Below are 7,359 nucleotides of genomic sequence, written 5' to 3'. Positions count from 1 at the left end.
TCCAGCTCGGGCCCGTGACCCGTCGCGGTTCGGCAACCTCATCGACGTGTCCGGGGAGGACGGTCCGACGCTCGGAAACACGGCGGAGACGATCGCCGACGGGTCGCCGGCAGCCGCGCCGCCTGGCTCGCCGCCCAGCCCGAGGCGCTGCTCCGCGCGAACGCCCCGTACCGGGACACCAACGCGTTCTTCGCGGTCGGGCAGCTCGACACCACGTACGGGTCGGTCATGCCCGTCCAGGCGGCACGTGCCCGGGCAGCAGGCATGCATGTCGCCACCTGGGTCGTTCCCGGCGACAAGCACAACTGGACGACCGCGCGGGCGGCACTCGCGGCGGGACTGGCGTGGATGCAGTCGCGGATCGGGTTGGCGCCGGCCGACGGTTAGCGGTCCCCGACGCTCGGCTGCTGCTGGGTGATGCAGTGCAGCCCGCCGCCCCGGGCGAACACCTCCCGCGCGTCCACCGACCGCACCTGGCGCCCCGGGTACACGTCGGCGAGGATGCCCCGAGCCCGGTCGTCCGCCGCCGGTTCCCCGAAGGCACACGCGATCACCGCACCGTTCACCACGACGTGGTTGACGTAGTTCCAGTCGACCGGGCCGTCGTCGTCGGTCAGGGTCGCCGGCGCCGGGAGCTCGACGATCGTCGCGTCCGTCGCCTGCTCGAGCGCCGCCCGGACCTGCGGCATGACGAGGTGGTCGGGGTGGCCGGCGTCCGGCTGGGCGTGCAGCAGCACGACGTCCGGCGACGCGAAGGTCGCCACCATGTCGACGTGCCCGCGCGTCCCGAGGCCGTCGTAGTCGCGCGTCAGGCCACGGGGGAGCCACACGACGTCCGACGCCCCCACCGTCCGCGCGAGCTCCTCCTCGACCCGTGCGCGGTCGGCGTACGGGTTGCGACGAGGGTCCAGCTGTACCGTCTCCGTCACGAGCACGGTGCCCTCGCCGTCGACGTGGATCGCACCGCCCTCGTTGACGAGCAGCGACGGGATGCGTTCCGCCCCCGCGGCCTCGGCGACGACCGCCGCGATGCGGGCGTCGCGGGTCCAGGTCGACCAGGCGTTCGCGCCCCAGCCGTTGAAGACCCAGTCCACCGCGCCGAGGCGCCCGTCGTCGAGCACGAACGACGGTCCGGTGTCGCGCATCCAGAAGTCGTCGAGCGGTGCCTCGAGCACGTCGACGTCGCCGGACAGGAGCCGGGCGGCGTCCGCCCGGGCGACCGGGTCGACGACGACCGTGACCGGCTGGTGATCGACGATCGTGTTGGCCGTCGTCGCCCACGCTTTCCGTGCGGCCTCGGCGCTCGCCGCGTCGTCGCCGAGGGTCGCGCCAGGACGCGGGAAGGCCATCCAGGTCCGGGCCTGGGGTGCCGTCTCCGCCGGCATCCGCCAGCTCATGCGCCGGCCGCCGCGGTCTGCGGGCCGCCGGCCCGGTGGGTGGTCGACGCATCCGCCAGGGAGGCACGGATCGCCTCGTCAGCGCCGTACCCGTCACGCAGACGGTCGACCGGCGCGGTCAGGGTGGCGTAGAGGTCCGGCCTGCGGGTCACGTAGAACGGGAACAGCCGGAGCCACTCCGCGCGCGCGTCGAGGTCCAGGTCCGCCACGAGCACCGCGTCCGCGTCCCGCGGAGCCTCGACGAGGACCCGGCCGAACGGATCCGAGATGAACGACGAGCCGTAGAACGTGATCGCCCCCTCGTCGCCCCAGCGGTTCGGCACGACCATGAACTGTCCCGCGGTGATGCCGTTCGCGACGATGACCTGCCGCAAGATCGGCGCCGTGTCGAAGTCGGGGAAGGTCGGCTCGGAGCCGATCGCCGTCGGGTAGGCGAGCACCTCGGAGCCGGCGAGTCCGTAGGCCCGGGCGACCTCGGGGAACCACTCGTCCCAACACGTCGGCAGGCCGACCCGAGCACCGAGTCCCGCCGGGTCGTGCACGGGGAAGGGGTCCGTGTCGGGTCCGGGGCGGAAGTAGGTGTCCTCGTAGTACCCCGCGCTGATCGGGATGTGGGTCTTCCGGGTGCTCCCGACGAGCGTGCCGTCGGGAGCGACGAGCACCGCGGTGTTGTACCCGCGCGGGTCCTCGGGCTGGTCGTCGTCCGCGGGGCGCTCGTACAGCGACGCGTGCACGAAGACGCGGTGGCGCCGTGCCTGATCGCGGACGAAGCGCATCGTGGGGCCGTCCTCGATCGACTCCGCGCCGTCCTTCGGCACCCCGCCGGCGGGGGTGTCACCGGGGTACCGGGAGAGCGTGAGCTCCTGCAGGAACACCGCGGTGGCCCCGTTCGCCGCCGCAGAGGCGATGCCGTCGGCGAGTGTGCGTTCGTGCTCGTCGGGGTCCTCGTGCCAGCGCGTCTGGACGAGCGCGACGCAGACCCGGCGGCGAGCCGCGCCGGTGTCCTGGTGCAGGGGGGACGGCTGGTCTGCGGCGGTGATCACGTCCATCCCGTCATTGTTGACCATACGATCAACGATGGCAAGAGCGCCGAGGTCCGAGTTGTATCGAGGCATGACCGGAGCGATCGTGAACCCCCTCGGCTTCTCCCACGTCCGACTCACCGTCACTGATGTCCGTCGGAGCAAGGCGTTCTACGAGCTGCTGTTCGGGATGCCGCCGGGGAGCGACTTCAGCGACGAGATCGACGACCCGACCATCCACGACGACCCGTGGCGCACGTACGGCGGCTGCTCGTTCACCTTCGGCGGACAGACCCTCGGGCTGCGACCCGTCGCCCCGGTCGACGACCGGTTCGACCCCGATCGGGTGGGTCTCGACCACGTCAGCTTCCGTGTGGCGAGCGCGGATGACCTGCATGCGGCGGTCGACCGACTCGACGCCGCTGGGATCGAGCACGGTGTGGTCACCGACCTTCCTCCGTTCGGGCTCGTCATCCTGTCCGTCCGCGATCCGGACGGCATCAACCTGGAGTTCGCGGCGCCGCGTCCCTGACTGTCCGGAGTCCGCGCACGTCCCCCGGACGTCCACGCGGCGCGGAGCCGTCCGGGCGTTGTGTGGTCCGGTCACGACGCAGGAGGAGACATCATGAGCAAGACCTGGTTCATCACCGGAGCATCGAAGGGCTTCGGCCGCGAGTGGGCGGAGGCGGCGCTCGGACGCGGTGATTCCGTCGCCGGCACGGCCCGCAACCCCGATGACGTGCGTGACCTCGAGGAGCAGTACCCGGAGACCTTCCTCGGGCTGCGACTGGACGTCACCGACCACGACGCCGACACCGCCGCGGTTCGGCGCGCAGCCGAGCACTTCGGCTCGCTGGACGTCGTCGTCAACAACGCCGGGTTCGGCCACTTCGGCATGGTCGAGGAACTCACCGAGGACGAGGTGCGTGCACAGCTCGAGACGAACTTCTTCGGGGCGCTCTGGGTCACGCAGGCCGCACTCCCGATCATGCGCGAGCAGGGCTCCGGCCACATCGTGCAGGTGTCGAGCATCGGCGGGATCAGCGCGTTCCCGACCGTGGGCGCCTACCACGCCTCGAAGTGGGCGCTCGAGGGCCTCTCGCAGTCCCTGTCGCAGGAGGTCGCGGACTTCGGCATCCACGTGACCCTCGTCGAGCCGGGTGGGTTCTCGACGGACTGGTCCGGACCCTCGTCGAAGCGGAGTGCGGAGCTCGACGCCTACGACGACGTCCGCGAGGCAGCATCGAAGCGTCCGTCCGCCGCGGACCCCGGCAAGCCCGAGGCGACCCGCTCGGCGATCCTCGCGGTCGTCGACGCAGACGAACCACCCCTGCGCGTGTTCTTCGGCAAGGCTCCGCTCGGGATCGCGGAGCGGGACTACGAGTCGCGGTTGGCGACGTGGCGCGAGTGGCAGCCGGTCGCCGAGCAGGCGCACGGGTCCTGATCGCCCGTCCGTCACGACTCCGGGTCAGTTGATGATGTTGACCGCGCGCGATATGACGAGCGCCAGCAGGATGAACCCGCCGACCGCCTGGTAGGCCATGATCATCTTCGCCCGGACGGTCAAGGGCATCGTGTCCGTCGGACTGAACGCCACCATGTTCGTCATCGCCACGTAGAGGTAGTCGAGGTAGACGGGTCGCCACGACGCCTTGCTCGGATCGGACTCCTGCGGGAACAGGAAGTCGGCCTCGTCGCTCGCCCAGAGTTCCGGCTGCCGACGCGCGACCGGGCCGCCGCGGTCCAGCTCCCAGTACACGAGGCCGAACGCGATGATGCTGCTCACCCAGACCTGCAGCGCCGTGAGGAGCACTGCGCCGCCGTCGGGGTGACCGTGCAGGAGTTGGTCGACCGTTCGCACGACGGTCGACTGGTTCGCCACCGTGAGCAGGACGGCGAGCCCCGTCGAGAGCCGGCGCGACCAGGTCGTCTCGCGGGTGAGGCGTCGGGGGTTGAAGACGATGAGCGGTGTCAGGAGCAGGACCCCGAGCAGCGGGACGACCCACGACGGGAAGAACAGCACCTCGTCCGGCAGGAAGAGGCTCAACGCCAGGTTGACCAGCACGGCGACGGCGACCGGTGCGCGGTGCTCGTGCTGGTGGAGGGGCCGCGTCGTCGACACGGTCCGAGTGTGGCACCGCTGCAGAGGTCGGCGGCGGTGCCATCCGTGCGGACCCTCTCAGCCGACCGCCCTCCACCCGCCGGGGCCGGGGACGGGGTCGGGGACGTCAGACGCGGAGCGGCCCGGCGAGGGACGCCGGCGTGACGTCGTGCCCGAGCAACCGCCCGGCAGCCCGCAGCCCGGACAGCAGCGCCCCGTGCACGGTCGCAGGGTCGTCGCCCCAGGTGGCCTCCCCGGCGAGCTGGACCCGGCCGCACCGCCCGCCGAGCCGATCGTGGTCGTCCGTGGAGGCCCCGACGCGCAGGAACGAGTACGACCCGAGGGCGAACGGGTCAGCCGCCCACCGGGTGACGCGCACCGCCTCCGGCTCCGGGACCGACGGGCCGAACATCCGCCGCAGTGCGGTCAGCCCTTCGTCGACGATGATGGCGTCCGGCAGCGACTCGATGCGCCGGGCGCCCGCTCCGCCGAGCAGCGCCGCGAGCACCGGTTCGCCGGTCGCGCGGGACATGTCGTACCAGGAGTGCCAGTCGACCCCGGCGGGCCCCTGCTGGCGGACGACCCAGTCGTCGCCCCAGAACCGCTCGGGGAAACGCAGGAACACCTTGTCGTAGACCCCCATCCCGAGCCGGCCCATCGCGTCGAGGACGTCCGGCTCCAGCGGCGGCTCGAACGTGACCGAGCCGGCCTGCAGGACACCGAGCGGCACGGTGACGACGACCTCGGCGGCGGTGACGACCGTGCCGTCGGCGAGCTCGACGGCGGCGCCCTGCGGCGACTGCCGGACGGCGCGCACGACCGCGCCGAGCCGCACGTCGAGCCCGTCGGCGAGGGCCCGCGCGTACTGGCCGTACCCGCCGGGGAACACGACCTCGTCGCCGGGCACGTGCTCCTCGTCGAGCCCGTGCGCGTCGAGCACCGTGACGGGTGCGCCGCAGAGGTCCTCGGAGCGGTGGGCGGTGTACTCGCGGACGCGTGCGGCCCGGTCGCCCTCGATGTGGAGGTCGCGCAGCACCGTGTTCACCGCCACGGCGTACGTGGCCGGGGGCGGGGCGTGTCCGACGACCGCGGGCAGCGCGGCGTCGAGGGCGCGCAGGTCGGCGACGAAGGACGCTGCCTCGGCGTCGGTGAGCCGGCGACCGGACGGCGCGTGCCACCCGATCGGCCGACCGTCGAACTGGAAGCTGCCGACGGTGAACTCGACGGTGTCGATGCCGAACGCCGGCGCGAGCTCCCAGAGCGGGTTGCCGTCGACGCCGTGGATCCACGAGGCGCCGAGGTCGACCGGCACGCCGAGCTCGTCGTCGGTCCAGGTGCGGCCGCCGATGCGGTCGCGGGCCTCGAGGACGACGACCCGCTTCCCTCCCTGCGCCAGGGCACGTGCCGCCGCGAGACCGGACACGCCTGCCCCCACGACGACGACGTCGGCACCCGGACCAGGGACGTCGGACATCAGTGCCCTCCCGTCAGGGGCGCCATGAGCCGCGCCGCGAGGCTGGGCCGGCCGGTCAGCGCTTCCTCGCGGTCGGCGAGGTCGGTGGCCACCAGTCCGGCGTTCGTGCCGAGGAACCGGAGCGGCTCGGGCTCCCAGTCCGGCGACCGGTGGTTCACCCACGGCAGCGCGGTGAGCGGCGAGGCGACCCCGCGCACGAGGTCGGCGAGCGTCCGCCCGGCCAGGTTCGTCGTGGAGAGTCCGTCACCGACGTAGCCGCCGGCGGTCCCGACGTGGCCGTCCCAGGTCACCGAGGCGCACCAGTCGCGCGGGACGCCGAGCGGGCCGCCCCAGGTGTGGGTGATCGGCGCGTCGCCCACGGCGGGGAAGAGGTCGACGAGGGCCTTCCGGAGGTGCTCGAACACGCGGGGCACCCGGTCGTGGCCGGGCTCGATGGACGACCCCCAGTGGTAGCGGGCACCCCGTCCGCCGAAGGCGATGCGGTCGTCGGCCGTCCGCTGCCCGTACACGAGGAGGTGCCGGTAGTCGGAGAACGTCTGCCCGTGCTCGAGGCCGATGCGGTCCCACACCGCGGCGGGCAGCGGTGTGGTCGCGATCATGAGCGAGTACAGCGGGAGGATGCGTCGTCGGGTCTGCTCGAGCTGCGCGCCGTAGCCCTCGACGGCGATGACGACGGCGCCCGCCGTGACGGTCGCGCGCGACGTGACCACGCGGCCGCGGTCCCAGGACGAGGCGGGCGTGTGCTCCGCGATCCGGACGCCCCGTGCCTCCAGGGCGGCCGCCAGGCCACGGACCAGCGCGGCGGGCTGCACCCGCGCGCAGTCGGGGGTCCAGGCGACGCCGGCGGTGCCCGCCGCGTCGCCCGGACGCGCGTCCCGGTACGTCATGTCGTCGCCCCAGGCGACGGAGGCGGCGACCTCGTCGCGTGCCGCGCGCTCCTGCACGGCGGAGCGCGCGTACAGCACGGTCCCGCCCTTGACGAAGTCGCAGGCGACGCCCGCCTCGGCCGCGGCACGGCCGACCTCGTCGACCGTGTCGCGCATGGCCGCGCGGAGCGCCAGGGCGGCGTCCCGACCGTGCCGTTCGGCGATGGACGCCGCGGACGCCGGGAAGAGCGCGGAGCACCAACCGCCGTTCCGTCCGGAGGCGCCGAACCCGGCGATCTCGCGTTCCACGACGACGATCCGGAGGCCCGGGTCGGCCTGGTGCAGGTACCACGCGGTCCAGAGACCCGTCAGTCCACCGCCGACGATCACGACGTCCGCGGTCGTGTCGCCGTCGAGCGGAGCCCGGGGCGTGAGGTCGTCACGCCCGCCGGCGACGAGCGCGTCGAGCCAGAACGAGACGCCCCGGTACCCCGACATG

8 protein-coding genes are annotated in these 7,359 nt (G+C 73.0%); 3 read left to right on the top strand and 5 right to left on the bottom strand.

The window, feature by feature from the left end; genetic code table 11:
- The first annotated feature begins 228 nt into the window (after positions 1–228).
- Positions 229–387, top strand: coding sequence for a hypothetical protein (locus tag I59_RS23070; RefSeq protein ID WP_022905121.1), 159 nt, complete (start codon positions 229–231; stop codon positions 385–387).
- Here I59_RS23070 and I59_RS18310 read toward each other — a convergent pair.
- Together I59_RS18310 and I59_RS18305 are read right to left on the bottom strand one after the other, a co-directional pair.
- Positions 384–1,397: an agmatine/peptidylarginine deiminase gene (locus tag I59_RS18310; protein ID WP_031274593.1), complete on the bottom strand. Its 1,014-nt coding sequence runs from the start codon at positions 1,395–1,397 to the stop codon at positions 384–386. The genes I59_RS23070 and I59_RS18310 overlap by 4 nt on opposite strands.
- Positions 1,394–2,446, bottom strand: a complete 1,053-nt coding sequence (locus I59_RS18305; protein WP_022905119.1) for a nitrilase-related carbon-nitrogen hydrolase — start codon at positions 2,444–2,446, stop codon at positions 1,394–1,396. The genes I59_RS18310 and I59_RS18305 overlap by 4 nt, the downstream gene beginning before the upstream one ends.
- Before the next feature lie 64 nt (positions 2,447–2,510).
- Between I59_RS18305 and I59_RS18300 the strand changes: the two genes are divergently transcribed.
- Both I59_RS18300 and I59_RS18295 read left to right on the top strand, forming a co-directional pair.
- Positions 2,511–2,951: a VOC family protein gene (locus I59_RS18300; protein ID WP_022905118.1), complete on the top strand. Its 441-nt coding sequence runs from the start codon at positions 2,511–2,513 to the stop codon at positions 2,949–2,951.
- Positions 2,952–3,044: 93 nt separating this feature from the next.
- A complete protein-coding gene (locus I59_RS18295) occupies positions 3,045–3,863 on the top strand; it encodes an SDR family oxidoreductase (protein WP_022905117.1) in 819 nt (272 codons plus the stop codon).
- A 24-nt stretch (positions 3,864–3,887) separates the two neighbouring features.
- On the opposite strand, the gene I59_RS18290 is transcribed toward I59_RS18295, so the two are convergent.
- From I59_RS18290 to I59_RS18280, 3 genes are all read right to left on the bottom strand, one after another.
- The gene (locus I59_RS18290; protein ID WP_022905116.1) at positions 3,888–4,541 is read right to left on the bottom strand and encodes a hypothetical protein; all 654 of its coding nucleotides are present in this window, start codon (positions 4,539–4,541) and stop codon (positions 3,888–3,890) included.
- A gap of 106 nt (positions 4,542–4,647) precedes the next feature.
- Entirely contained in the window at positions 4,648–5,994 is a 1,347-nt protein-coding gene (locus tag I59_RS18285; RefSeq protein ID WP_022905115.1) for an NAD(P)/FAD-dependent oxidoreductase, read from the bottom strand.
- On the bottom strand, positions 5,994–7,358 hold the full coding sequence (locus I59_RS18280) for an FAD-binding oxidoreductase (protein WP_022905114.1): 1,365 nt from the start codon (positions 7,356–7,358) through the stop codon (positions 5,994–5,996). The genes I59_RS18285 and I59_RS18280 overlap by 1 nt, the downstream gene beginning before the upstream one ends.
- Position 7,359: the final 1 nt, after the last annotated feature.

The sequence above is a fragment of the Curtobacterium sp. B8 genome (genome assembly GCF_000333315.1).
Classification (GTDB): Bacteria; Actinomycetota; Actinomycetes; order Actinomycetales; family Microbacteriaceae; genus Curtobacterium; species Curtobacterium luteum.
This window is presented reverse-complemented; position numbering and strand designations above follow the sequence as displayed.